This window comes from Agromyces solani (assembly GCF_058349925.1).
In genome coordinates this window covers 869,531-893,375 of record NZ_JBYRER010000001.1, presented here as the reverse complement: position 1 = coordinate 893,375, position 23,845 = coordinate 869,531, and the positions used below count along the sequence as shown (strand labels likewise).

The following is a 23,845-nucleotide window of genomic DNA, read 5'->3' as shown; positions in this document are numbered from 1 at the left end:
CCGGGCCCCGCATGCACGAGACGACGCTCCTCCTCATCGAAGTCGGCGCGCTGCTCCTCGGCATGAGCCTGCTGGGCCGGCTCGCCCTGCTGATCGGCCTCTCCCCGATCCCGTTCTACCTCCTGCTCGGCCTCGCGTTCGGGTCGGGCGGCATCTTCCCGTTCGACGCGAGCATCGAGTTCCTGCAGACCGGCTCCGAGATCGGCGTGATCCTGCTGCTCGCCCTGCTCGGGCTCGAGTACACCGCGTCCGAGCTCTTCGACAGCCTCAAGTCGGCGCGCATGCCGGGTGTCGTCGACGGCCTGTTGAACGCCTTGCCCGGGGCCGCGCTCGCGCTGCTGCTCGGCTGGGGCCCCGTCGCGGCGGTCGCACTCGCAGGGGTCACCTGGGTGTCGTCGTCGGGCGTGATCGCGAAGCTGCTGCGCGATCTCGGACGGCTCTCCAACCGCGAGACGCCGGCCATCCTCGGGGTGCTCGTCATCGAAGACCTCGCCATGGCGTTCTACCTGCCCGTGCTCTCGGCGATCGTCATCGGGGTGAGCCTCGTGCAGGGGGCCGTCGCCGTCGCCGTCGCGGTGGCGGTCGTGGTGGTCATCCTCTACATCGCGCTCCGGCACGGCCACCTCGTCTCGCGCCTCTTCCCCGCCGATCATGCCGAGCCGCTGCTGCTGGGGGTGCTCGGACTCACGATGCTCGTGGCGGGCCTCGCGCAGGAGGTCTCGGTCTCGGCCGCCGTCGGGGCGTTCCTCGTCGGCATCGCCCTGTCGGGCCGGGTCGCGGTGAACGCGAGCCAGGTGCTCACCCCGCTCCGCGACCTGTTCGCCGCGACGTTCTTCGTGTTCTTCGGCCTCACGACCGATTCGTCGCAGCTCGCGACGATGATCCTGCCCGCCCTGCTGCTCGCGGCGATCACGATCGCGACGAAGCTCGCGACGGGAGCGTACGCGGCCGCGCGCGCGGGCGTCGGTACGCTCGGCCGGTGGCGCGCGGGGTTCTCGCTGGCGCCGCGCGGCGAGTTCTCGATCGTGATCGCCGGCCTGGCGGTGACCTCTGGCGTCGAACCGGCGCTCGCGTCGCTCGCGACGGACTACGTCCTCATCACGATCATCGCCGGCACGTTCCTCGCCCGGCTCCCCGACGCGATGTGGTTCCGGCAGGCGGTTCGGCGCCGGCAGCAGCGGGCGCGCCAGGCTGCCTGATCCGGATGCCGCGCGGCCCGGCCGATCAGCCCTCGGCGGAGGCCGCGGCGTCGGCGCGGTCGGCGCGTCCCAGCGCCGCCGGCTCGTCGAGCTCGGCGTCGGCCGCGTCGGCCTCGGCGAGCAGTTCGCGCACGCGCGGCACGACCTCCGTCGCGTAGCGCTCGATGCTGCCCATCATCGCCTCGTGCGGCAGGGTGCCGTTCGAGTACTTGAGGTCGAAGCGCACCGCGCCGATCGAGCGCATCGCCGCGGCGATCTTCTGCGCGACGGTCTCGGGCGAGCCGGCGTAGAGCGCGCCGTGCGACGACGCCTCGGCCTCGAAGTGCTCGCGGGTCGCCGGGCCCCAGCCGCGCTCGCGACCGATGCGGTCGATGATGACCTGGTAGTGCGGCCACAGCGTGTCGAGCGCCTCCCGGTCGGTGTCGGCGATGAAGCCCGGCGAATGGATCGCGACCGGCTGGGCCGGCTTGCCGAACTGGGCGAGCGCCTTGCGGTAGAGGTCGGCGAGCGGAGCGAACCGGGCGGGGCTGCCGCCGATGATGGCGAGCACGAGCGGCAGCCCGTAGTGCGCGGCCCGCACGACCGACTCGGGGCTGCCGCCGACGCCGACCCAGGTCTTCAGGTGCCCGTGCTCGACGGGCGGGTACACGAGCTGGTCGGTGAGCGCCGGGCGCAGCCGGCCCTCCCACGTGACCGGCTCCTGCTCGAGAAGCGCGGCGAACAGCTCGAGCTTCTCCTCGAAGAGCTCCTGGTACTGGCCGAGGTCGAACCCGAAGAGGGGGAACGACTCGATGAACGAGCCGCGCCCGAGGATCACCTCGGCGCGTCCGCCCGACAGGCCGTCGAGCGTCGCGAACCGCTGGAACACACGCACGGGATCGTCGCTCGAGAGCACCGTGACCGCCGAGCCCAGGTGGATGCGCTCGGTGCGGCCGGCGATCGCGCCGAGCACGACCTCGGGCGCCGAGACGGCGAACTCGTGGCGGTGGTGCTCGCCGATGCCGAAGAAGTCGAGCCCGAGCCGGTCGGCCAGCACGGCCTCGTCGACGACGTTGCGCAGCACCTGCGCGTGCGACAGCGTCGTGCCGTCGCCGGCGACGGTGACATCGCCGAAGGTGTCGAGTCCGAATTCGTAGCGCTCGGTCATGCCGGCCTCTCCCGTCGTCGTCGGGTGCGGACCACCCGTCGGATTTGCTCGAGTGCATGCGTACGCATGCACTGGTCGGAACCCGCTCCACGCCGAGACTATTCCCGCACCCGTCGGCTCGGGAATGGCGGAACCGGCCGCCGCGTTGAGATTCATGTCGACGCATGGAACGAGCGAGGCGTCGACCGGGATGGGAGCATGGAGATTGTGACGGATCGCCCGGTGATCGGCATCTACGGCGCGGGGAAGGTGGGCACCGCACTCGCCCGGCTGTTCGTCGGCGCCGGGTACGAGGTCCTCATCGCCGGGTCGCCCCGGCAGACCGCCCTCGAGCTGCTCGTCGGCGTCGTCGCGCCCGGCGCGCACGTGGTCGCGCCCGACGAGCTCGCCGCGCGGTCCGACGTCATCATCGTCGCGGTGCCGTTCGGCAAGGCCGGCACCGTGCCCTGGGCCGCCTTCGACGGCCGCATCGTCGTCGACGCCATGAACTACTGGCCACCGGTCGACGGCAACCTCGCCGAGGTCGACGTCGACCCGCGCACGACGAGCGAGCAGAACGCCGCACGCAACCCCCGCGCCCGCGTCGTGAAGTCGCTCAACCACCTCGGCTACCACGAGATGGAGGACGACAGCCTGCCCGCTGGCGATCCGCTGCGCCGTGCCCTCGCGGTCGTCGGCGACGACCCGGGGGCCCGCGCCGAGGTCGCAGCCCTCATCGACGCGATCGGCTTCGACCCCGTCGACGGCGGAGCGCTCGAGCACGGCGTCGCACTCGAGCCGGGGCATCCGGCGTTCGGTCGCGAACTGAGCGCGGCCGAGCTCGCGGCGCTGCTCACGCCGGCCGCCCACCTCGCGGCCTGACCCCGCGGGCCCCACCCGCTAGCCTGAACCCAGCACGGGCGAAGGGCGGGGGCCATGACGGATGCCGCGGGCTTGATCACCGCACTCGAGGCGATGGCGAGCGACGCCGAGCGGGAGAAGTACCGACGGTACTTCCCCGACGACCCATCGGCTCCGTTCATCGGCGTGCGCATGGGCGCCGTCTTCGAGCTGGCCAAGACCGCACTCGACCTGCCGGTCGCCGAGCTCGAACGACTGCTCGCCGAACCGACGCACGAGGTGCGCGCGCTCGCCTGCAGCATCATGGGCAAGTCCGCGGCCCGCCGCGCGACCGCGGAGGACCGCCGCACCGAGCTCTACGAGCTCTACCTCGCCCGGCACGATCGCATCGACCAGTGGGACCTCGTCGACCTCGCCGCGCGCGACGTCGTCGGCGGCCATCTCGTCGCCCGCGATCGTTCCCCGCTCCGCGACCTCGCCGCCTCCGCGTTCTGGCCCGAGCGCCGCACCGCCCTCGTCGCGACCTTCGCCTTCATGAGACGCGGTGAGACCGACGACGCGTTCTCGATCGCCGAGCGGCTCGCCGACGACGAGGCACCGTTCGTGCAGAAGGCCGTCGGATGGGTGCTGCGGTCCGCCGGCGATCTCGCGCCCGAGCGTCACCTCGCCGTCGTCGAGGCGCACGCCGCGACGATGCCGCGGGTCGCATTGCGCGCCGCGATCGAGCACCTGCCGAAGGAGGAGCGGGCACGAGTGCTCGCGATCCGCTGAGCGCGGATCCGGGCGACGGCGCGGACGCGCCCGCCGGTCAGCCCTCGGCCGCCGCCGCGGGCGGCTCGCCGAGCGGGCGCCGCTCGCGTCGCCGCGCGCCGAGGTCGGCGACGCCGATCGCGAACGCGATGGCCACGAACACGGCGACCGCGAGCATGCCGAGGCCGTAGGCGTCGTGGTAGACGGCGAGATCGGGATCGCCGTCGGACTCGCGGAAGATCGTCGAGTAGAAGAGCGACAACGTGACCGCGGTGCCGATCGCCGTGCCGATGCGCTGGCCGAGCTGACCGACCGAACCGGCGAGGCCGCCCTGCTTCACGGGGATGTCCATGAGCGTCAGGGTCTGGTTGGGCGAGACGACGAGGCCGCCGCCCGCTCCGCCGATCACCATCGCGCCCGCCATCGCCCACGGCGTCACCGCGGGCGGGGTCGTGAGCGCGGCGAGCACGAGCAGTCCGATGCCGGCGAGCAGCAGCACGAGGCCCCAGACGACGAGCGGGCGGCCGAGGCGGTTCACGAGGTTGCCGCCGATCCAGGAGGTGAGCGCGCTGAGCAGCGCGAAGCCGATGCCCACCATGCCGGCGTAAACGGCTTCGAGGCCGAGGCCGTGCTGCAGGTACAGCGTCGTGAGCAGGAACATCGACGGCATCGCGGCGAAGTACACGCTCGCGAGCGAGATGCCGTTGCGGAACGAGCTCACGCCGAAGAGGCCGAGCGGCACGAGCGGGTGGCGACCGGATGCCGCGTAGTGGCGCTCCCACGCGATGAACGCCGTGAGGCCGAGCACGAAGAGCACGAGCACCCACCAGCGCGCCGGGTCGTCGTCGGGCGAGCCCGTCGTGAGCAGGAACGGCCACATCAGGGCGACGACGGTCACGCCGAACAGGAGGAGCCCCACCGGGTCGAGCGACAGCGGCTTGTCGGAGGGGCGGCGGGTCACGGGAAGCAGCCAGATCGCGAGCGCGATCGCGATGAGGGCGAGCGGGACGTTGATCCAGAAGATGCCCCGCCACCCGTCGGTGGGCCCGCCGATGGCGATCATGAGGCCGCCGAGCGTCGGCCCGAACGCCGTCGCGAGGCCGATCGTCGCGCCGAACAGCCCGAACGCCTTGCCGCGCTCCTTGCCGTGGAAGAGCTCCTGGATGATGCCGAGCACCTGGGGCATCTGGATGCCGGCGGCGACGCCCTGCAGCAGGCGGGCGACGAGCAGCACCGTCGCGTTCGGCGCGAGGGCGGCTACGAGGCTCGTGAGGGTGAACAGGCTCAGGCCGACGACGAACAGCGTCTTGCGCGACCGCTGGTCGCCGATGCGGCCGGCCGGCACGAGCGTCAGTCCGAAGGTCAGCACGTAGCCCGCGACGATGAGCTGCAGCTCCGTCGAGGTGGCGCCGAACGCGTCCTCGATCGACGGCAGGCCGACGTTGACCTTCGAGAGGTCGAGGATCGTGAGCGCCGCGACGGCGACGCACACCCAGTAGGCGCGCCAGCGATGCTCGTCGGACAGCGGAATGGAACGGGTCACGGGCGGCTGAGACATCCGTTCCAGCCTATGCCCGCCCCGCCCCGGTGCCGTGCGCCGGAAATGCCGAAGGCCCCCGCCGGAGCGGGGGCCTTCTCTCGGTGGGCGTCCTGGGTGCTTACTCGAAAACAAATGAGACAGCTCGTCAAATTCGTTCTGTACTTGAGAAAGCGCACTCAGAACGGGTTTCGCGTGAACCGTCTCGTGTTCGCAAGCCTCGTCCGCCGAAAGAACTACCCGTTGAGGTCCAGCAGGCCATCGTCGATGGGTACCGGGCGGGAGCTTCGATGAAGGAGCTTGCACGAGCGTTTGAGGTTCATCGGACCACTGTTCGTGCAGCACTGGATCGTGCAGGTGAACCCGTTCGGGTTCGGACGATTTCATCAGCGCAGGTTGCTACGGCCAGCCGGCTCTCAACCACACCCGCCAGCAGCTCGCCGGATAGGTCAATCTCGTCGAATCGGGAACCTTTTGAAGCGACCCGGACATATCTCTTTATGAACTGCTCGGTCGCCTGTGTGGACGGCGGATCAGCTCACGCGCGCTTACGATTCGTAGGCGCGGATACGAAATGGAGTCAGTGCTGGGGGGCGAGTTGAAGGCCGTTCTAGTGAACCCGACGGGGGTGCAGGAGGGCGCGGTGTTTCGGGTTCGTCTCTGGTCCCCGCCGGTCGCAGCCAACGCCGCCTGGTTCGTCGATGATTGGGAACTTACCGAATGCGATCTCTGGGACGTACTGGAGTGGGCGAGAGAGCGCTCGGGGCCGAACCCGTTCGAGTTGTTCGTTCGAGCGGGCTCGGCCGAGTTCTATCGGTTGGCGGGGGAGCCAGCTGACGGTGGCGGCACTCAGGAAACCGTCATCCTTCGCACCTGACGCAACTGAAAGAGGAATGAGGTTGCACATGCGCAAAGAAGCGATATGCAAGCTAACCCGGTCGCGTAGTCGACGACGAGCGGCTGCAGCAGCGCTGCTGGCAGTCGTGATGACTGTGACCGGCCTGTCGATCACCGCCGCGCCAGCCAACGCCGTGATTGTGGGAGTCTGCACCATCAAGGCCAACGACCCCCATCCTTCGGGTCACGTCAGTGGGATGATCAATTCCGAAGGGTCTCTCGTGTGTTCCCTCGGGATGCCCGAGATCTACGTTCAGGCATATCTACAGAAGTCGACCGGCGCCAGCTGGACTGGCAACTCGCAATCCTGGATCAACGCGGTCGCTGGTAAGACCTACAGCAGCTTCGCAAACGCTTCGTGCTCCAACGGTCCCGGAACCTTCCGCACACGTGTCTCGTACGCGATCACCTCGCCGCCTGGTACCAACCCCGCCTACTCAGCGAACACGATCTACTCGCCCTGGAAGGCAGTCGCCTGCGGCAATGCCCTGATGGCATCCGCTTCGCCGAGCGCCGGCCAGTGGACAAGCGAAAAACCTCTCCCCGAGGGCGTATCGCTGAAGTCCACCGCCGACGGAGGCGTAGAAATCACCTTCGCGGTCGAGCAGTAGGGCCCCAACACGAGCCCTGCACATGAAGGGGGCGAGCCGATCGGCTCGCCCCCTTCACCAGCTCACTGAGCACGACCCCCGTGCGACCCTCGGGAAAAGGAAACTCATCCACCCCGCCGGAGATCGTCGGCGGCCCAAGCAAACCCCGCCGCCTGAGCCTGCGCCGCACAACTCCAGGCGGTCGGGCATCCGGCACTGAACTGGCCGGTCCAGTCCACATCAAGGTGGTCTCGAATCAAACCGTCACCCCGGTCCTGATTCAAGTTGACATAGTCAATATCGACTGGGCCGTCACGGACACATCCGCTGACGTCCTTGTCACGATCAAGGAGAACGGCAAGTGGCACGTTGGACGGAACCACTACGTCGATCTATTCCTCACTGGGCAGGATGACTCGTATCGATTTGCCGCCAGCGGGCTCAAGAACCGCGAGGAAGTCCGCACACAGTTCGTCCGTCACCTGGAGCGGTTGATGCGCCAATAGCCGCCGATGAGGTCCACACGAGCGCACTCTCGAACCACCCACACGACATGCGAGGGGGTGCACGGTTGCTTCTACGTCGCCTCGCCTAGGATCTTTCGCTGCTGCTCGAGCAAGGCGAGTTCCACGGAGCGCGCTCTGGTCGCTGAGAGCACCTCGAAGTCGTTCGCGGTCTGGAGTAGCTCGAGTTGCGTCTTAGCCGACTCGAGTGCGCGCAGCTCCTCAGACTTCTTTGACGCCTGCGCTGTCTTGGCCGCGCCGACAGCGTCGAGCACGTCACCCGCCGAACTGGCGATTGCCGAGACCGTCGATGCTGACCCGACGCCAAAGGCCTTGAGCGACATGTCGGGGTGGTACGACAGCTCGAACGAACGCTCGCGCAGCCAACTTCCATTGAGCGAGAGGTAGTCGGTAGCGCTACGGTCATCGACGATATCGAGGTGACGGACGGTATCAGCTTCCAGCTCCCAAGTGCCGACCGACCCTTGCCGGTAGATTCCCACCGTCACCGGGCGGGACCGCCGCAAGGCTACGAAGTCGACGAGGTCGTCGCCTGCGTCGTCTGGCGGGGTCTCGACGACGTGATCGATGATCGCGACCGCGACGCCGTAGCGGAGGGCAATCTCCTCCAATCTCGGGTCGGCGAACGCGGTATCTTGCGGAAGAGAAAGTGGGAGCTCCGGACCGTCGACCGCATGCAACGCGACCGGCGGTAGACGGAAGACGCCCGCGTCCACGACCGCTGCCTGAGCTGCAATCCACTCGCGCCGCATCTGGGAAACGAGGGCGAGTTGAGCTTGGACGGCGTCCAGCGCCGTCGCAGCGATAGTGGTTGCCTCCGGCGACTGCGCCCCGTCAGCAACCAGCTGAAGGAGGCCCCTAGTTTTCTCGGCGAGCGCGTCGAGGAGCGCCGCCAAGTCAACATGCGCGGCAGCCCATGCCTCTTCGAGTGAGGGACCGGCCGGCTCCGTCGGAACTTCCTCCGCCCAAAGAACAGCGCCGAGGCTGATTACCTTCCCAAGCAGGCTGACAATCGGCGACAGATCGCGAGACGCCTCGCTGTTGATGGATTGGATGAAGCCTCGGTCATCAAGGGTGATCGTCAGGTCGATCTTCTCGAGAATTCCCGCATCGACCGTAAGCGTCTTGCGACCGCCCGGATCTTCGACGGTGGTGTAGCTCAGGACCACATCATGCGTGTCAACAAGGTGACTTCCCGAGGTATCTGCGACCACTGACGAGCGGAGGGTTACGTCAACCGTGAACTCAGTCCGGGGCAACCAGTAACTGAGCCCCAATCCCATATCAGCCATGTCGACTCCTCATTGAATCGCAGCGCACGTACGGCAGCAGTCTGACAGTGGGCCGGGCCGGCCAGTACCCCCACCTAGAGGTACGCGCGCGAGGTCGGATCTTGAGCTCCTTTCGCGCTCTCGTGATCGCCGTGTAGAAGATGTTATGGGTGATGTCGTCCTCGTTCGCCTCCGTAATGACGATCATCACCGAGTCATACTCAAGTCCCTGAGCCTTGTGGATCGACACGGCGTACGCGACCTGGAACGGCACGGTCGTATAGGCGGTCTCGTCGTCATCGTCGGTGCTCGCGCGGTGGTAGACGTCGAAGCTAACCGTGGAATCTCCGACGTATCGCAAGTCGCCTCCATCGACGTCAATCGCAGTCACGGCTCGGTCGAGCCAGACGTCGAATTGAATGCGGTCCAGGTGAACGACGATGTCGACGATTCGACCCTTGAGGTTGTTGTAGATGAAGCGGTTGAACCGCTCGGTCTGGTTGAACAGGATGGGGTCGCCAACCTTGTAGGTGTTAACGCCCCAGACGACGGCCATGCACGGGTTGCCTCTGCTGGAACCGATTCACGTTGTTGCCACTGGCAGGGCAGCCCGCCGCCGCGTCAGGCTTCGCCTCGGCCGGCTGGCTACCTCCCCGAGATTCCCGACCTCGCCGGTTCCAGCACGATTGTTGCCGCTTTAGACCCTGATCATCGTGTCATTCTTCGTATCGTCGCGATCTGACCGTCGGCTGAGGAGCTCTGCAGCCGGGCCGAGAGAACAGCGTGTTTCAGTAAGTGACGGGGCGTCGCACGATTCATTGACGACGGCGAAACGGACGACATACTCTCACGTCCAATCGATTGACTTAATCGAGGCCGTGATGGGAAGGATGAAATTAGCGTGCGAAGAAAGACATGGGTCCCGTTGGCCGGATTGGGCGTGCTTCTGGCAGTTCTGGTCGCCGCGAGCCCAGCAAGCGCAGGAACCACGAGCTACAAGAACTCTGACGGTAAGCAGGGGACCTGGTACAACAGTACGGCTGCCGGGAGCATTACCGGGGGCACCGGCAAGGCGTACGCGGGCACAGGCACGGCATCGACGTTCCTCATCCAGACCGTTTCGACGCAGGCGTCGTATCGATATGGATGGGGTACTGGGCCCGGCAATGCCACCGTGAGTTTCGGTCACGCGGCCACTCCAAGCACGGCCGTTGCGAAGTCGCAATGTCGATGGACTTCGACGATTCCGAGCCTTGTCGACAGCTATGTGCTCGAGACGTGCAGCAGGACCACAGCCTCAACCTTCGCTGCCACGGCTGAGGAACCGACGACGTCTGAAATTGCCGCCGGAGCGAGCTCCGAACTCGCAGCGGCGGCGAACTCCGAGGTCGAAGTCCCAGGAGCTTCGCGCGGTGCCTCCCCGCTTCCGGCTTACGCTGCGGGCGAGTTCGGTGGACAGTTCAAGGCTGGTTCGCTTGTCAATCTCGGCACGTTCGACAACGCCACGTATTGGCGCGGTGCGAACGGCGCAGGAGACATCTGTGTCGTTGCCACAGTGGACAGCGCGCAAAGCTACGCGAGCGCGTGCGTGTCGGCCAAGGACTTCGCGAAGGACGGCGTGGGGGTCGCGCTGGGAGGCACGTCGGACGAGCCCACGGCATACGCCTACCTGCTTCCGTCGCAGTTCGCCGGGGCATCCGCGAAGGGTATCGATGTCGCGCCGTCGGGACTCTTCGTTCTGAGTGGATTGGCTGACACTTCAGAGGACGTCACTCTGTCAGCTTCAGGGGGAGCCGCTCTCAAGCTCCCCAGCCTCTCGGCCTTCTGACGAAGGGCGTGACTTGAGGTACTGGACCTTCCTTGTCGGGGCTGCTGCCGGCTTCGCGGCAAGCCTGTTCCTGGGCTACGCACAGCAATTCGCTGATGCGGCGGCCCAGGGTGTTCTGATCGACCTGGCCGGGTCGGCCGTCGGAGTCGGCGATCGATACGCACCGATCGTCTTGACGCTGATCGTGATGCTCGTCACGGTCGCGTTTGGGCTCGGCGTGAGTCGGGGGCGAACCGTCGCCAATTCCTGGTTCTGGCTGGGATTTGCGGTGGCCGGCGTAACCACCATCGTCGTTGGCTGGGTGCTCGCCGGGCCAGCGATGGCAGAGATGCTCTCCTATCCAGGAGCCTCCATACTCGCCCTGGTTGTTGAGGCGTCAGCCTCGGTTGCGGTGTACGTCGTGACGGGCGTCGCCTTCACGCTGGCGTGGCTAAGGCGAGCAACGCACCGTCCGCGTCTAGTCCCTCGAGAGTCGTAAATCGCAGTGGTATGCCTGCCGAAGGTAATGAGACGCCCGGCAGGCATACCACTGCTCCGTCAACTCAGAGAGGCGTCGGTCTCAGGTTGATTGGAAATGGGCCCTGGGGTCGGCGCGCGGTTCGTCGCTCAGTGGTCGTGGTAGTCACCACCTGGCGCGCCAGGCCACTCGGCGATACGCATCACCGCCGTACCAGTCAGGTGATACACTCCCGACAACTCATCTGTTCCTGGGAGGTTGCGGTGGGCACGGTTCTTCTCCTCTCGCTTTCTCCGGTGATCATCGGAGCACTCGCGAGCGTGGTGGTCTGGCTGATCTGGGGCCGCAGTGGTGACTCGCTTGCGGGTCGGCTGCGGTGGCTTTCCCTCGGTGCCGGGGTACTGCCCCCGCTGGTGACCGCCTTCTACGCGGGGGGAATGACCCTCCTCGCCCTCCAACCGACCCTTGGCCTGGATGCGATCGGCGCGCTCTGGGATCTGCAGTACATCGTGCCTTTGGTCGCAGGATTGATCGCAGTCGGACTGCTCTCGGTCCCCAATCACGACTCTGCCCCAACTCCTGGACCGTTCACGGCAGAGGTGACTCGTCGCACAACCCTGACGTACCTCGCCAGGAGTTGGGTAGTGACGCTGATCGTGCTGCTCACGATCACGCTCACTGTGACTTGTGCGGCAGGGATGGCGTCCGTCCCTGATCATGCAGGGCGTTACACGCAGTTCGGCTTCAGCATCGGAACTATGACCGTCGCTACGACGATCTACGGCTGGTACTACTCCTTGCCTACGCTTGCTCTCGTCGTGCTTCTTGCAGTCGCCTCTTGGGCCGCTCTCAATCGCATCGCGCGGCGGGCGTTGAGCGTCCCGTATGGCCGGGACGTTGCCGACCGGCGTATGCGAAGCCGGAACATCGCTGCGATCGCCTCGGGAGTCATCTCGCTTCACCTTGCGCAGATCCTTGGATCGCTTGCAGGGACCTCGACCTTGGAGGGCGGGTTTAGCACCGAACGGGCCGGGGAGGTCGCCGTACAGGCTCCCTTCGCAGCGATGACACCACTTCTCTATGTGAGCAGCTTCGCATTCGCATGCGCTGGCGTGGCATTGTGCCTCTGCGTCGCGCTCTCCGCTGTACCCGTCCCAACGCAGGCCCGCCGAGCCCGGGTGGCGGCAACCTGATGCGCATCACCCTGGCCAGCCGCGGCGGATCGCCCGCCGAGCAAATACACGGTCAGATACGTGGTCTCATTACAACGGGCGGGTTGGTTGCTGGCGAACGCCTCCCCTCGGTTCGACAATTGGCCGGCGACCTGCGAGTCGCCCCTGGCACCATCGCCAAGGTCTACAAGCAGCTCGAAGAGGAGCAACTTCTTGAGAGTCGAATCGGCGCAGGTACCCGAGTGAGCCGTGAAGCATCCGCGGTCTCTTCCTCGGTGGCGGTTGCCGCACGCCGCTTGGTAGAGACCGCCAAGGGGGACGATCTCGGTCTTGACGACGTTCTGCAGATGATCCGCGTCACGTGGTAGTCACGCACGATTGCAGCGACTGTGACATTCCCGCTGATGTGTGCATGTTACTTGCCGCGCAGCGCGGCTGGATGGCACACAGCGCCGACGTACCGCGCATAGTGGCTGGATCAAGCGCCCAGGCCGCGCTGGTGCGTCACACAGGGCCACAACAACAAGAAACCGCCCTTTCGGGCGGCTTCTCGGGATCAGATCTATTTGGCCTTACTGACGCTATCCTCACCGGCATCTACGACGTCGGTGATTCTAGTAAGGCTCTTATGGTGGACCCAGGGGGATTCGAACCCCCGACCTTCTCATTGCGAACGAGACGCGCTACCAACTGCGCCATGGGCCCGAGCCGTGAACGAGCCTATCATCCCCCGAGGGGTGGTCTTGACCACTCGGCCCGATCAGCCCGCCGCACGACGTCGACGCAGTACGGCGTCGAGGTCGTCGATGCCCGGCCGGGCGTCGTCGACGATGCCCATGCGCGCGTACGGGTTCGCGGCGCGATCGGCGGTCCGAGCGGCCTCGCGTCCGGCGGGTTCGGGCGCGGATGCCGCGGGAGCGATGTTCGGCACCCGCGGGGCGAGCCGCTCGGCGCGCCTGGCGAGCAGCGCCTCGCTCTCGACGCGCTTGAGCTCGGCCGCCGCCTCGATCGACGCCATGGCCGTCGCGGCGATCGTGCCGCGCGACAGGTGGAGCGGCTTCGGCAGCGGGCGGGGCGTCCAGCCCTCGGCCTCCGCCTCCGGCTCGGCGAACTCGATCGGCTCGAAGTCCTGCGCGACCGGCGCGACCGACGCGGCGACCGCGACCTGCGGGGTGCGCGACTTCGCGAGCCGGACGAGGCCGAGCACCGCCCCGACGAACGCGACGCCTCCGGCCGCAGCGATCAGGAGCGATGCTCCGAACGCCGCGGCGACGAGGCCGACGACGACGGCGATGAGTCCGGCGAGGGCGATGAAGGTGCATGCGGCCCGCCTGCGGCGCACCGCGCGCGCGGCACGGCGTGCGGCGTCGGGCGTACCCGCGGTGCCGTCGACGGCTGCGACGGGTTCGGTGACGGGCGCGCTCGCCACGGCCGCCGCCGCACGGGCACGCGCGGCTTCGGCCGCCTCCTCAGCGGCCCGCCGCTCGGCGATCGCCTCCTGCTCGACGGCCTCGGCGGCGAGCCGCGCCGTCTCCTCCTGCTCGTGCAGGATGCGCTGCTGGGCCGCGACCTCGCGCGCCGTCGCCTCGACGACGACGGGCTCGGGCGTCTCGGCGGTCTCGGCGAGGATGCGCAGCGTCTGCTGCAGCCGCACGGCGTTCCGCTCGGTGGCGAGGTACTGCCTGCGGCGCAGCCAGCTCGGCAGCAGGTACGCGATCCACAGCGCGGCCGCCACCGCGATCAGGATCCCCCCGCCGATCACATCCATGCGATAACGCTAGGACACGCGCGACCGCACGCTCGAATCGGCGCGGGCGTGTTCAGCGATCTGTCAGGCGGAGCGGTTCGGCCGCGGCCGCACGGTCCTCGTCGGGGATGCGCGCGGCGTCGGCCGGCGCCCGACCGTCGCGCCAGCGACGGAGCACCCCGCGGGGCACCTCCTCGCTCACGAGCGCGAACGAGAAGTGGTCGCACCAGGCGCCGTCGATGTGGATGAATCGGCGCCGGAGCCCCTCGTAGCGGAAGCCGAGCTTCTCGACGACGCGCAGCGACGGCCCGTTCTCGGGGCGGATGCAGATCTCCATGCGATGCAGCCGCAGCACCCCGAAGCAGTAGTCGGTCGCGAGCGCCACCGCCGTCGGGGTGATACCGCGTCCGGCGACCCGCTCCGAGACCCAGTACCCGATCGTCGCCGACGACAGCGAACCGTAGCTGATCGACGAGACGTTGAGCTGGCCGACGAGTTCTCCGTCGACCTCGATGACGAACGGCAGCCCGTGCCCGCTGCGCGCGTGCGCGAGCAGGTTGCGGATCGATGCCCGGGCGTCGATGAACGAACCGCCGCCCGGGTAGGTCGCCTCCCACTTCTTCAGCCACCCGCGATTCGCGAGGAGCACCCGCTCGAGCGGCTTCGCATCGCGCACCCGGATGGGCCGCAGCACGACCTCGCCGTCGCGGAGCGTGGGCAGGGGCGATGCGGCCATCGTCAGGCGGTGGGTTCGGTGAGGGTGCCGGTGTAGTCGATGAGCCAGTGCTTGAGGTCGCTGCCGAGGTCGTCACGGTCGACGGCGAGCTGGATCACGGCCTTGATGTAGTCGAGCTTGTCGCCCGTGTCGTACCGGCGCCCCCGGAACACGACCCCGTACACCCCGCCCGTGCCCTCGACATCCTCCGCCATCGTCATCAACGCGTCGGTCAACTGGATCTCACCACCCTTGCCCGGCGCCGTGTCGGCCAGCACCCCGAACACCTCGGGCTTGAGCACGTACCGGCCGATCACCGCGTAGTTCGACGGCGCGACCTCACGAGCGGGCTTCTCCACCAGGCCCGTGATCCGCACCACATCCGGGTCATCCGTCGCCTCGACCTGCGCCGCCCCGTACAGGTGGATGTGATCCGGATCCACCTCCAACAACGCCACGATCGACGCATCCCGCTTGACCTGCTCATCCAGCATCCGGGTCAGCAACTCGTCCCGGGCGTCGATGATGTCATCACCCAGCAGCACCGCGAACGGCTCATCCCCCACATGCATGTGCGCCCGATGCACCGCATGCCCGAGCCCGAGCGGGTCGCCCTGCCGCACATAGTGCATGTCCGCCAGCTGGGTCGACTCGTTCACCTTCTCGAGCTTCGCGTGATCACCCTTCTTCTCCAGCGTCGCCTCCAACTCCGCGACCCGGTCGAAATGATTCTCCAACGCGTTCTTGTTCCGACCCGTGATCATCAACACATCCGTCAGACCCGCGGCAACCGCCTCCTCGACCACGTACTGGATCGCCGGCTTGTCCACCACCGGCAGCATCTCCTTCGGCATCGCCTTCGTCGCCGGCAAGAACCGCGTACCCAGACCAGCAGCCGGAATGACCGCCTTCGTGATTCGTTGAGTCATGCGCTCAAGCGTACCGGCTGGGTTCCTTCCTTCCGGGTCGCCGGTTCGGCCCCGAGTCGCTCACCGCGGCCGGCGGGCCGTCTCCGCCTAGGATGTGTGCCATGCCCGACGATCCCGGCGTCCAGAAGCGCATCCTGCGGGCGGAGCTCCGCGAGCGCCGCCAGAACATGTCGCTGCACGAGCGCACGCACGCCACCGAGGGATTCACCGCCCGGCTCCAGGAGCTCATCGGGTCGACGGGTGCCGAGTCGATCTCGTGCTACCTCTCGATGCCCTCCGAGCCCGACACCCGGCCGTTCGTGAACTGGGCCGAGGACCGAGGCATCCGGGTGCTGTTCCCCATCACCCGCGAGGACGGGCTGCTCGACTGGACCGTCGGCGAGGAGGCGACCGAGACGCTCGGCTTCCACGGCACGCCCGAGGCCGTCGGCGAGCTGCTCGGCCCGATGGCGATCAACGACGTCGACCTCATCGTCGTCCCGGCCGCCGCGATCGATGCGACCGGCATGCGCCTCGGGTGGGGACGCGGCTATTTCGACAAGACCCTCGGATCGATGGGAAAATGTCCTCCGGTGTACGCCGTGGTCTTCGACAGCGAGTTCGTCGAGCACGTGCCGCGCGAGGTGCACGACCAGCCGGTGAACGGCGTCGTCACCCCCACGCGCATCATCGCCTTCTGAGCCGGCGCACCGCCGCCCACCCCACCGAGAGACCGCAATGCCCACGTATTCCTATCGCTGCACCGAGTGCGACAACGCCTTCGACATCCACCAGGCCTTCACCGACGACGCGCTCACCGTGTGCGAGGTGTGCGGCGGCAGGCTTCGCAAGCTCTTCAACACGATCGGCGTGACCTTCAACGGCTCGGGCTTCTACCGCACCGATTCCCGCGCCGGGGGTTCCGGGGGTTCGAAGGGCGGGGCGGATGCCTCGTCGTCGTCGTCCTCGTCCGGCTCGGGCTCGTCGGGCTCGTCGAAGCCCGCGTCGAGCGGCGGGGGCGCTTCGGCCTCGTCCTGAGCCTCGGCTAGCGTGGTGCCCGTCCGAAACCGAAACCGGAGGGGGAGGCCGTGATCAAGGGCTTCAAGGAATTCATCATGCGGGGCAACGTCATCGACCTCGCCGTCGCGGTCGTGATCGGCGCGGCGTTCACCGCGGTCGTGAACGCGGTGGTCGACGGGCTCATCAATCCGCTCATCGGCCTGCTGTTCAAGGCGAACAGCCTCAACGACCTGACCTTCGAGCTCGGCTCCGCGACGTTCTACTACGGCAGCGTCATCGGCGCGATCATCTCGTTCCTCGCCGTCGCCGCCGTCGTCTACTTCGTGTTCGTCATGCCGATGAACCACTTCAAGGAGCGCGCCGAGGCGAAGCGCAAGGCCGGGCAGCCCGACCCCGAGGAGCCCGAGACCGAGCTCACCGTGCTCGCGCAGATCCGCGACCTCCTCGCCGAACAGGGCACGACGGCCGGTTCCGGTCGCCACAGCGACCAGTAGCGCCGGTCAGTCGCGCCGCCAGTGCGGCGGCCGGTCGCGCAGCAGGCGCTCGTCGTCGGGCGAGGTGCGCCGAGGCATCCCCGTCGCATCGGCCGGCTCATCGCCCTCGGCGGGTGCGACCGGCGCCTCCGGCGACGGATCCGATCCCGGCGCGGGCGTGAGCTTCGCCCGGCGCGCCCGACCGGGTGCGCGCTCCACGCGCTGGCGCGGCTCGGGCTCGTCGGTCACGGCCGGACGCCGGCGGCGCCGACCGCCGCGCCGTCGTCGGCGGTCGCGTCGGGCTTGCCGAGCACGGTCGCGACCCGCGCGGCGACCGCGTCGGGATTGCCGAACAGCTCGAAGCTGTGCACGCGCAGGTAGTGCCATCCCAGCCGGCGCAGCACATCCGGTCGCAGGCGCAGCGACTCGCGCAGGCTCTGCCCGGCGAACGCGTCGTCGGTCTCGACCACGACCGCCTTGCCCGCGTGGGCCGCGGCCAGCGCGAGGCGTCCGCGGTAGCCGACGCTCACCCGGATGCCTCGCCGTTCGAGGCGTGCGGCGAGGTCGCGCAGCATCGAGCCGACCACCATGCGTTCGCCCGAGTCGGCCGCGCGCTCCTCGGTCTGGGTCAGCACGTTCGCGAGTGCGAGCACGCCGTGGCTCTGCCGCGACTCGTCGATGTCGTCGGGCCGGAACGCCGACACGATGTCCATCGAACGGCGGGCGCGGGTCATGCCGACGGCGAGCAGCCGGTCGCCGCCCGGCTCGCCGAGCGAGCCGAAGTTCGAGAGCAGGCGCCCGTGCGGCGTGCGGCCGTAGCCGATCGAGAAGATCACGCGGTCGCGGCTCTGGGCGACCGCCTGCTCGAGCGTCAGCACCGTGAAGGGCTCGGCGCGGTCCTTCAGGATGAAGTCCGACAGGTCGGTCCGCTTCGCGAACGCCGCGAGGACGGCCTGGTGGACGCGCGCGGCGTGCCGCGTGCTCGCGGTGATCACCATGAGCGACTCTCGCGGGCGCTTGACGGCGTGCTCCATGACGAGTTCGACGACCTTCGCGACCTCGGAGTCGATCGATTCGACGGTGCCGGTCACCGAGTCGGGGAGCCCGTTGCCCGAGACGTAGTGCAGCCCGAGGCTGCCGTGCCCGAGGAAGCTGCCGGCCCACGGCAGCGAGACGATGCGACCGCCGTAGAAGCGCCGGTTCACGAGTTCGGCGAGGTCTTCGCCGCCGGCGCGGTAGCTGCGGGTGAGCGTGAGGGTGGGCAGCAGCTCGCCGAGCCGGGCGAGCGCCGAGTCGGCGTGCAGCGCGTCGACCCCGCCGTGGTCGTGGCCGTGGTCGGGCGGCGTCTCGCCGTCGTCGATGCCGGTCTCGAAGAGCGTCGGCGTCTGCGTCACCGGGTCGCCGAAGGCGACGACCTGTTTCGCCCGCCGGATGGCGCCGAGGTTCTCGGCGATCGTCGTGGCCCCCGCATCGACGAGCACGACGGTGTCGAAGTCGATGCGGTCGTCGACGGCCGACACCTCGTAGGGCGAGGCGAGCCACACGGGCGCGAGCACGCGGAAGAGGTTCGGCGCCCCCGTGACGAGCGCCTCGGCGCGCAACCGGTCGCCGCGGAGGAGCCGCTTGAGCACGGCCGCCTCTTCGGGGTGGTCGACGAGCGCGACCTTCCAGTTCTCGGCGAGCCGCCACGCGAGGAGCGGACCGGCCGCGGACGCGTGGGCCTCGTCGACGAGGCGGAAGTCGCCCTCGAGCCGGTCGAGCACGGTCGTGTTGGCGCCGAGCAGCGCCTTCTCGCCCGCGAGCACCTGTTCGAGCACCGACTGCCACCAGGCCAGCTCGAGCTCGTCGGCGACCCTCGGCTCGGGCACGTGGCGCTTGGCGAGGTCGACGAGCAGCGGGTCGAGCCCGAGGTCGCGGAGCCGGCTGAGGATCGCGGTGCGCTCCTGCAGGTTGGCCAGCACCTCGGAGTCGGCGGCGAGCCCGGCGAGGGTGGCGACGAGGTCGCGGATCGGCCGGGCGCCGAGCTGACGCGGCGTTCCGACGAGGTCGAGCGGCGCGTCGAGGGTGGCGAGGTCGGTCGAGACGTGCTGGTAGGCGACGTGGACATCGTCGATGCCGACCGGCACGCCGGGGATCGCCCCGGCGTCGGAGTAGCGCTGCCACAAGGTTCGCTGCTGCTGGATGCCTCGGAGCGCCGCGTTGAGGTCGGTGACGTGCACCCCGGGTCGCACGAACTCGAGGGCGTGGCGGCGCAGGCGGCGACGGTTCGCGCCCGACATGCCGGACTCGCGTCGCGGGGCGGTCGCGGCGATGAGCTCGCCGAGCGGCCGGTCGAAGACCGACGGCTGGAACCGGTCCAGGGTCTCGCGCACGTCGAGCAGCAGCCGGAGGAACACGCCGAGCTCGGCGATCGACTCGAACTCGCGGAGCCGCGTCTGCGCGATGAGGGCGCGGCCTCGCTCGAGGAGCCTCGGCACCTCGACGGAGCTCAGCCGCTTGGCGAGCTCGTGCGCGTTCGTCGCCTCGGCGGAGGACGCGAACGAAGCGCCGTACCACGGCGAGTCCCCGGGGCCGTAGCGGAACTCGCCGAGCTCGGCGGCGCGCGCGAGGTCTCGGGCGACCGCGTCGCGACCCTTCGCGAGCCGCGCGAGGGCGCCGCGGTCGAGCCGGGCGGTCGTCGAGGGCGACGTCGGCAGCAGGGCGAGTCGCGCGAGCTCGCTGAGCGCGTCGAGCACCGACACGTGCAACTCGGGGTCGGGGCGGGTGAGGGCCGTGCGGTAGTCGAGCAGCACCTTGCGCAACCGCACGAGCGCGTCGTCGACGTCGGCCACGCGCGGTCGTTCGGCCTTCTCGTTGCGCGAGATCGACTGGATCAGCTCACGACGGAGTCCTCCGGTCGTCACGGCGGCGCCGCCGAGCCCGACCTGCCCCAACCGGTGCGCGATGCCGTCGAGGCTCGCGCGACGCGAGCCGACCACGAGCACCCGCTTGTCGTTCGCGACGAGCGCGCCGATCGCGTTGACGATGGTCTGCGTGCCGCCCGTGCCGGGCAGCGTCTTCACGACGACCGATGCGCCCTGTTCGATCTCGGCGACGACCTGCTCCTGCTCGGGGTCGGCGTCGAGCAGCAGCGTGTCGGTCGACGGCGGCCGCTCATCCTGGCCGACGGGCTTCGCCCGCTCGCCGCGAGCTGCGGTCACGGCGGCGCGCGCGGCCGGATTGCCGGCCAGCGCGTCGATCACGGGGTGGTCGAGCTTCGCCGCGTCGATCGCCATGCTCGGACCGACCTCGGCGAACGAGGAGACCACGAGGCGGGGCGCGACCTGGAACCAGGGCAGGTGGCTCGTGAGCCCGCGGAGGCGGTCGATCACCGGCTGGGGCTTGAAGACGCCGTTCGTGATCGCGAGGGCGACGAAGGCGTCGGCGTCGAGCGTGATCTGGAACTGGTCGCGCAGCTCGCGGGCGAGCGCGGGGTTCAGGAACGGCTGCCCCTTGAGCTTGAGCTCGAAGTCGCGGCCGTAGCGGCGGATCGCGAGGGGGCGCAGCAGCACCGGAGCGAGGAACTCCTCGCCGCCGTTGCGCCACGAAGCGAGGCCGATGGCGAGGTGCACCGACTCGATGCCGCGAACGCTCCGCAGCTCGATGCCCTTCTGCGTGATCTCGGCCGCCGCGAGCCGCGCGTTCCGCAGGGCGAGCTCGTCGCGGATGAGGCTCGAGAGGAGCGTCGACTTGCCCGTGATGAACTGCGGCAGGCCGCCGGGATGGGTCGTGGAGAGCTCGATCCGGGTGCGCGGGGTGTCGATGAACCGGACGAGCGGCGAACGTCCGCCGACCGCGCCGAGCTCGGAGTTCCAGCGCCGCCAGGCGGGTTCGGCGACGTTGCCGGCGACGAGCGCGGGATCGCCGAGGCTGAGGCCGTCGGGGCGGGTGATGTCCTGTTGCATGGGTTCCGGGGTGAGTCGGTCGGCGGCGGCGTCGGGCCCGTCGCCGAGGATCTCGTCCTCGTCGTCCTGGTTCCGATCGAGCCGCTGCACATCGACACCCTAAGGCGAAACGCGCGAAATCCTCGGAGCATCGCCGCGATCGGCGCCGTTCAGCATTCTCCCGGATACCCCATGGGTATCCGTGTTACGGTCGTCGGGTGCACGAGATCCACGACCCCGCCCCACGCTCGACCCCCCGCCCGCCCGTGACCGTCGTCGTCGGCGGCGTCGCCGGCGGCATGTCCGCCGCCACCCGGCTGCGCCGGCTCGACGAGGCGCGCGAGATCATCGTGCTCGAGCGCAGCGGCGCGGTCTCGTTCGCCAACTGCGGCCTCCCGTATCACGTGTCGGGAATCATCGCCGAGCGCGACGACCTCGCCCTGCAGACGCCCGAGCGGCTCGCCGCCCGCTTCCGCATCGATGCGCGCGTGCACCACGAGGCGATCGCCGTCGACCCCGCCGCCCGGACCGTCGCGGTGCGCGACCTCGCGAGCGGTCGCGTCGAGTCGGTCGCGTACGACGAGCTCGTGCTCGCGACGGGCGCAGCACCCCGCCGTCCCGACGACGTCGAGCCGGGCGCGCCGCTCCACGTGCTGCGCACGCTCGACGACCTCGACGGCATCATGGCCGGCCTCGACTCGCTCGCCGACGCCGGTCCGGCCGTGGTCATCGGCGGCGGCTACATCGGCATCGAGCTCGCCGACAACCTCGTGCGACGCGGTGTCGCGACGACGCTCGTGCAGCGCGGCTCGCAGGTGCTCGCCGCCCTGGACCCCGAGATGGCGGCCCCCGTCGCCGATCACCTCGCCCGGCACGGCATCGCGATCGTGCTCGGCCGCGACGTGCGCCGCGTCGCCCGCGACCACGTCGAGCTCGACGACGGCACCCGGCTGCCGGCCGGCATCGTGTTCGCCGCGATGGGCGTGCGGCCGGAATCGGGCCTCGCCGCCGACGCGGGCCTCGAGATCGGCCCGACCGGCGGCATCGTCGTCGACGACGCGCACCGCACGAGCGATCCGTCGATCTTCGCGGTGGGCGACGTCGTCGAGCAGCGCGATGCGATCGACGGCTCGGCGCGGCTCGCCCCGCTCGCCGGCCTCGCCAACCGCCACGGACGGGCGGTCGCCGACGTCATCGCCGGCACGGCGCGCCCCACTCGTCCGGCGCTCGGCACGGCGATCGTGGACGCCGCCGGCCTCACGGTCGCATCGACCGGGTGGACCGAGCGGCGCGCCGGCGACGACGGCCGGTCGGTGCGCGTCGTGCACTCGCATCCCGCGTCGCACGCCGGCTACTACCCGGGAGCGGCACCCATGTCGCTGAAGCTCGTCGTCGACGCCGCCACCGACCGGATCATCGGCGCCCAGGCGGTCGGCACCGACGGGGTCGACAAGCGCATCGACGTCCTCGCGACGGCGATCTCGACGGGACTCACCGCCTCCGAGCTCGCCGACCTCGAACTCGCCTATGCGCCGCAGTACGGCCACGCGAAGGACCCGATCAACCAGCTCGGCTACATCGCGGGCAACCTCGCGAGCGGCGAGGACCGCGTCGTCCAGTGGCACGAGCTCGACGACGAGCTCTCGAACGGCGCCGTGCTCGTCGACGTGCGCGCGGAGGCGCAGCTCGAGGAGGGCCGCATCCCCGGCGCGACCTGGATCCCCGTCGAGGGGCTGCGCGAGCGGCACGCCGAGTTCGCCGGTCGGCGCGTCGTCGTGCACTGCCGCGTCGGCCAGGGTGCGCACACCGCCGCGCGCCTGCTCGCGCGATTGGGGCACGACGTCGTCAACCTCGACGGCGGCTTCCTCACCTGGCGCGACGGCATGCGTGCCCGCGAGCTGGCCGCGGCCGCGGCATCCGAACCCGCAGACGGCGAACTCGCCGCCTGACCGACCATCCCCTGACGAAGGAGCCCGAATGCGAACCCTCTCCCCCGCCGAGGTGCACGCCACCGACGACGCCTACCTCATCGACGTGCGCGACGAGGCCGAGCTCGCCCAGGCGCGCATCGACGGCGCCCACCACATCCCGCTCGGCGAGCTCGTCGCCCGACTCGACGAGGTGCCCCGCGACCGCACCGTCTACGTGCTCTGCCACGTCGGCGGCCGCAGCGCGCAGGCGGTCATGTACCTCGAGCAGCAGGGCGTCGACGCCGTGAACATCGACGGCGGCATCGTGGGCTGGTACCGCGAGGGCCTGCCCGTCGAGCTCGGCGGTGCGTCGTGAGCACCGCCCTCGAGGAGCAGCGGCGCATCGCCAACCGGCTGAAGCGGGCTCGCGGCCAGCTCACCGCGGTGATCGAGGCCGTCGAGTCGGGCGCCGACTGCCGCACCGTGGTGACGCGGCTCGCGACGGTCTCGAGCGCGCTCGACAAGGCGGGCTTCGCGATCATCTCGACGGCGCTGCGCGAATGCCTCGCCGACGAAGCCGCGCCCCGCAGCGGGGCCGACGACGAACCAGTCGGCGACGGCGACGCGATCACCCGTGAACGCATCGGCGTCGACGAGCTCGAGCGGCTCTTCCTCAGCCTCGCCTGAGACGACGGAGGCCCCTCCCGCGTTCGCGGGAGGGGCCTCCGGTCACCACCGGACCGGGAGCGAGCCGGCGATGACGGTGGTGCACCCCTCGCGGCCGCCTGTGCAGTGGCGGCCGATCGGCTGCGAGGGGTGACGATCACGGTCGCGGATGCCTCGGCCGAGGCATCCGCGCCGATGGGCTTCAGCGGGCCGTGTACTCGAGGCCCTGCGCGGCGGCGCCCCGATGCCCGGCCTCGTCGGTCAGCGGGCC

Annotated in this window: 25 protein-coding genes and 1 tRNA gene; 16 read left to right on the top strand and 10 right to left on the bottom strand. The window is 69.3% G+C overall.

Features of this window, described 5'->3' with window-relative positions; all coding sequences use genetic code 11:
* Positions 1-11: 11 nt before the first annotated feature.
* Entirely contained in the window at positions 12-1,199 is a 1,188-nt protein-coding gene (locus AC3RJ7_RS04140; RefSeq protein ID WP_491454557.1) for a cation:proton antiporter, read from the top strand.
* Between the two features lie 25 nt (positions 1,200-1,224).
* On the opposite strand, the gene AC3RJ7_RS04135 is transcribed toward AC3RJ7_RS04140, so the two are convergent.
* Positions 1,225-2,346, bottom strand: a complete 1,122-nt coding sequence (locus AC3RJ7_RS04135) for an LLM class flavin-dependent oxidoreductase (RefSeq protein ID WP_491454556.1) — start codon at positions 2,344-2,346, stop codon at positions 1,225-1,227.
* A gap of 198 nt (positions 2,347-2,544) precedes the next feature.
* On the opposite strand from AC3RJ7_RS04135, the gene AC3RJ7_RS04130 reads away from it, so the two are divergent.
* Both AC3RJ7_RS04130 and AC3RJ7_RS04125 read left to right on the top strand, forming a co-directional pair.
* A complete protein-coding gene (locus tag AC3RJ7_RS04130; RefSeq protein WP_491454555.1) occupies positions 2,545-3,207 on the top strand; it encodes an NADPH-dependent F420 reductase in 663 nt (220 codons plus the stop codon).
* A gap of 54 nt (positions 3,208-3,261) precedes the next feature.
* On the top strand, positions 3,262-3,957 hold the full coding sequence (locus AC3RJ7_RS04125; protein WP_491454554.1) for a DNA alkylation repair protein: 696 nt from the start codon (positions 3,262-3,264) through the stop codon (positions 3,955-3,957).
* A 37-nt stretch (positions 3,958-3,994) separates the two neighbouring features.
* Here AC3RJ7_RS04125 and AC3RJ7_RS04120 read toward each other — a convergent pair whose 3' ends face one another.
* On the bottom strand, positions 3,995-5,494 hold the full coding sequence (locus AC3RJ7_RS04120; RefSeq protein WP_491454553.1) for an MFS transporter: 1,500 nt from the start codon (positions 5,492-5,494) through the stop codon (positions 3,995-3,997).
* A gap of 553 nt (positions 5,495-6,047) precedes the next feature.
* Here AC3RJ7_RS04120 and AC3RJ7_RS04115 point away from each other — a divergent pair.
* The 3 genes from AC3RJ7_RS04115 to AC3RJ7_RS04105 all read left to right on the top strand — a co-directional run bounded on the left by AC3RJ7_RS04115 (position 6,048) and on the right by AC3RJ7_RS04105 (position 7,466).
* The gene (locus AC3RJ7_RS04115) at positions 6,048-6,350 is read left to right on the top strand and encodes a hypothetical protein (RefSeq protein ID WP_491454552.1); all 303 of its coding nucleotides are present in this window, start codon (positions 6,048-6,050) and stop codon (positions 6,348-6,350) included.
* A 28-nt stretch (positions 6,351-6,378) separates the two neighbouring features.
* Positions 6,379-6,981, top strand: a complete 603-nt coding sequence (locus AC3RJ7_RS04110) for a hypothetical protein (RefSeq protein ID WP_491454551.1) — start codon at positions 6,379-6,381, stop codon at positions 6,979-6,981.
* Positions 6,982-7,061: 80 nt separating this feature from the next.
* Complete coding sequence (locus tag AC3RJ7_RS04105; protein ID WP_491454550.1) at positions 7,062-7,466, top strand: hypothetical protein; 405 nt, start codon at positions 7,062-7,064, stop codon at positions 7,464-7,466.
* A gap of 71 nt (positions 7,467-7,537) precedes the next feature.
* On the opposite strand, the gene AC3RJ7_RS04100 is transcribed toward AC3RJ7_RS04105, so the two are convergent.
* Entirely contained in the window at positions 7,538-8,776 is a 1,239-nt protein-coding gene (locus tag AC3RJ7_RS04100; RefSeq protein WP_491454549.1) for a hypothetical protein, read from the bottom strand.
* Positions 8,769-9,311 (bottom strand): ATP-binding domain-containing protein, encoded by a 543-nt coding sequence (locus tag AC3RJ7_RS04095; protein WP_491454548.1) that lies wholly within the window; start codon positions 9,309-9,311, stop codon positions 8,769-8,771. Before AC3RJ7_RS04095 ends, AC3RJ7_RS04100 begins: the two co-directional genes overlap by 8 nt.
* Positions 9,312-9,656: 345 nt before the next feature.
* On the opposite strand from AC3RJ7_RS04095, the gene AC3RJ7_RS04090 reads away from it, so the two are divergent.
* The 4 genes from AC3RJ7_RS04090 to AC3RJ7_RS04075 all read left to right on the top strand — a co-directional run bounded on the left by AC3RJ7_RS04090 (position 9,657) and on the right by AC3RJ7_RS04075 (position 12,580).
* Positions 9,657-10,583: a hypothetical protein gene (locus AC3RJ7_RS04090; protein ID WP_491454547.1), complete on the top strand. Its 927-nt coding sequence runs from the start codon at positions 9,657-9,659 to the stop codon at positions 10,581-10,583.
* Between the two features lie 13 nt (positions 10,584-10,596).
* Positions 10,597-11,061, top strand: coding sequence for a hypothetical protein (locus tag AC3RJ7_RS04085; protein WP_491454546.1), 465 nt, complete (start codon positions 10,597-10,599; stop codon positions 11,059-11,061).
* Between the two features lie 242 nt (positions 11,062-11,303).
* The gene (locus AC3RJ7_RS04080) at positions 11,304-12,233 is read left to right on the top strand and encodes a hypothetical protein (protein WP_491454545.1); all 930 of its coding nucleotides are present in this window, start codon (positions 11,304-11,306) and stop codon (positions 12,231-12,233) included.
* Positions 12,233-12,580 (top strand): GntR family transcriptional regulator, encoded by a 348-nt coding sequence (locus AC3RJ7_RS04075; protein ID WP_491454544.1) that lies wholly within the window; start codon positions 12,233-12,235, stop codon positions 12,578-12,580. Before AC3RJ7_RS04080 ends, AC3RJ7_RS04075 begins: the two co-directional genes overlap by 1 nt.
* 261 nt (positions 12,581-12,841) lie before the next feature.
* Here the strand turns inward: AC3RJ7_RS04075 and AC3RJ7_RS04070 are convergent.
* The 4 genes from AC3RJ7_RS04070 to galU form a co-directional block, all read right to left on the bottom strand.
* A tRNA-Ala gene (locus AC3RJ7_RS04070) sits at positions 12,842-12,917 on the bottom strand.
* Positions 12,918-12,972: 55 nt separating this feature from the next.
* Positions 12,973-13,980 (bottom strand): hypothetical protein, encoded by a 1,008-nt coding sequence (locus tag AC3RJ7_RS04065; protein WP_491454543.1) that lies wholly within the window; start codon positions 13,978-13,980, stop codon positions 12,973-12,975.
* A gap of 52 nt (positions 13,981-14,032) precedes the next feature.
* Positions 14,033-14,695, bottom strand: coding sequence for a GNAT family N-acetyltransferase (locus AC3RJ7_RS04060; protein WP_491454542.1), 663 nt, complete (start codon positions 14,693-14,695; stop codon positions 14,033-14,035).
* Positions 14,696-14,697: 2 nt separating this feature from the next.
* Complete coding sequence (galU, locus tag AC3RJ7_RS04055; protein WP_491454541.1) at positions 14,698-15,603, bottom strand: UTP--glucose-1-phosphate uridylyltransferase GalU; 906 nt, start codon at positions 15,601-15,603, stop codon at positions 14,698-14,700.
* A 101-nt stretch (positions 15,604-15,704) separates the two neighbouring features.
* Here galU and AC3RJ7_RS04050 point away from each other — a divergent pair, with 101 nt between their 5' ends.
* From AC3RJ7_RS04050 to mscL, 3 genes are read left to right on the top strand one after another with little or no spacing between them, the layout of a single operon-like run.
* Entirely contained in the window at positions 15,705-16,283 is a 579-nt protein-coding gene (locus AC3RJ7_RS04050; protein WP_491454540.1) for a 5-formyltetrahydrofolate cyclo-ligase, read from the top strand.
* Positions 16,284-16,320: 37 nt separating this feature from the next.
* Positions 16,321-16,620: an FmdB family zinc ribbon protein gene (locus tag AC3RJ7_RS04045; protein WP_491454539.1), complete on the top strand. Its 300-nt coding sequence runs from the start codon at positions 16,321-16,323 to the stop codon at positions 16,618-16,620.
* Positions 16,621-16,670: 50 nt separating this feature from the next.
* The gene (gene mscL / locus AC3RJ7_RS04040; protein WP_491454538.1) at positions 16,671-17,096 is read left to right on the top strand and encodes a large-conductance mechanosensitive channel protein MscL; all 426 of its coding nucleotides are present in this window, start codon (positions 16,671-16,673) and stop codon (positions 17,094-17,096) included.
* A 6-nt stretch (positions 17,097-17,102) separates the two neighbouring features.
* Here the strand turns inward: mscL and AC3RJ7_RS04035 are convergent, their stop codons facing one another.
* Both AC3RJ7_RS04035 and AC3RJ7_RS04030 read right to left on the bottom strand, forming a co-directional pair.
* The gene (locus tag AC3RJ7_RS04035) at positions 17,103-17,324 is read right to left on the bottom strand and encodes a hypothetical protein (protein ID WP_491454537.1); all 222 of its coding nucleotides are present in this window, start codon (positions 17,322-17,324) and stop codon (positions 17,103-17,105) included.
* Positions 17,321-21,109 carry an AAA family ATPase gene (locus tag AC3RJ7_RS04030; RefSeq protein WP_491454536.1) on the bottom strand — a complete coding sequence of 1,263 codons (3,789 nt, stop codon included), beginning with the start codon at positions 21,107-21,109 and terminating at the stop codon, positions 17,321-17,323. Before AC3RJ7_RS04030 ends, AC3RJ7_RS04035 begins: the two co-directional genes overlap by 4 nt.
* A 107-nt stretch (positions 21,110-21,216) precedes the next feature.
* On the opposite strand from AC3RJ7_RS04030, the gene AC3RJ7_RS04025 reads away from it, so the two are divergent.
* The 3 genes from AC3RJ7_RS04025 to AC3RJ7_RS04015 are packed head-to-tail and all read left to right on the top strand — an operon-like array spanning position 21,217 to position 23,595.
* Entirely contained in the window at positions 21,217-22,947 is a 1,731-nt protein-coding gene (locus AC3RJ7_RS04025) for an FAD-dependent oxidoreductase (protein ID WP_491454535.1), read from the top strand.
* A gap of 28 nt (positions 22,948-22,975) precedes the next feature.
* Positions 22,976-23,284, top strand: coding sequence for a rhodanese-like domain-containing protein (locus AC3RJ7_RS04020; protein ID WP_491454534.1), 309 nt, complete (start codon positions 22,976-22,978; stop codon positions 23,282-23,284).
* Positions 23,281-23,595, top strand: coding sequence for a metal-sensitive transcriptional regulator (locus AC3RJ7_RS04015; RefSeq protein ID WP_491454533.1), 315 nt, complete (start codon positions 23,281-23,283; stop codon positions 23,593-23,595). The genes AC3RJ7_RS04020 and AC3RJ7_RS04015 overlap by 4 nt, the downstream gene beginning before the upstream one ends.
* Positions 23,596-23,845: the final 250 nt, after the last annotated feature.

Coding starts and splice junctions, on each gene's coding strand:
- AC3RJ7_RS04140 (WP_491454557.1), top strand. CDS start 12: ATGCACGAGACGACGCTCCTCCTCATCGAAGTCGGCGCGCTGCTCCTC.
- AC3RJ7_RS04135 (WP_491454556.1), bottom strand. CDS start 2,346: ATGACCGAGCGCTACGAATTCGGACTCGACACCTTCGGCGATGTCACC.
- AC3RJ7_RS04130 (WP_491454555.1), top strand. CDS start 2,545: ATGGAGATTGTGACGGATCGCCCGGTGATCGGCATCTACGGCGCGGGG.
- AC3RJ7_RS04125 (WP_491454554.1), top strand. CDS start 3,262: ATGACGGATGCCGCGGGCTTGATCACCGCACTCGAGGCGATGGCGAGC.
- AC3RJ7_RS04120 (WP_491454553.1), bottom strand. CDS start 5,494: ATGTCTCAGCCGCCCGTGACCCGTTCCATTCCGCTGTCCGACGAGCAT.
- AC3RJ7_RS04115 (WP_491454552.1), top strand. CDS start 6,048: ATGGAGTCAGTGCTGGGGGGCGAGTTGAAGGCCGTTCTAGTGAACCCG.
- AC3RJ7_RS04110 (WP_491454551.1), top strand. CDS start 6,379: ATGCGCAAAGAAGCGATATGCAAGCTAACCCGGTCGCGTAGTCGACGA.
- AC3RJ7_RS04100 (WP_491454549.1), bottom strand. CDS start 8,776: ATGGCTGATATGGGATTGGGGCTCAGTTACTGGTTGCCCCGGACTGAG.
- AC3RJ7_RS04095 (WP_491454548.1), bottom strand. CDS start 9,311: ATGGCCGTCGTCTGGGGCGTTAACACCTACAAGGTTGGCGACCCCATC.
- AC3RJ7_RS04075 (WP_491454544.1), top strand. CDS start 12,233: ATGCGCATCACCCTGGCCAGCCGCGGCGGATCGCCCGCCGAGCAAATA.
- AC3RJ7_RS04065 (WP_491454543.1), bottom strand. CDS start 13,980: ATGGATGTGATCGGCGGGGGGATCCTGATCGCGGTGGCGGCCGCGCTG.
- AC3RJ7_RS04060 (WP_491454542.1), bottom strand. CDS start 14,695: ATGGCCGCATCGCCCCTGCCCACGCTCCGCGACGGCGAGGTCGTGCTG.
- galU (WP_491454541.1), bottom strand. CDS start 15,603: ATGACTCAACGAATCACGAAGGCGGTCATTCCGGCTGCTGGTCTGGGT.
- AC3RJ7_RS04050 (WP_491454540.1), top strand. CDS start 15,705: ATGCCCGACGATCCCGGCGTCCAGAAGCGCATCCTGCGGGCGGAGCTC.
- AC3RJ7_RS04045 (WP_491454539.1), top strand. CDS start 16,321: ATGCCCACGTATTCCTATCGCTGCACCGAGTGCGACAACGCCTTCGAC.
- AC3RJ7_RS04020 (WP_491454534.1), top strand. CDS start 22,976: ATGCGAACCCTCTCCCCCGCCGAGGTGCACGCCACCGACGACGCCTAC.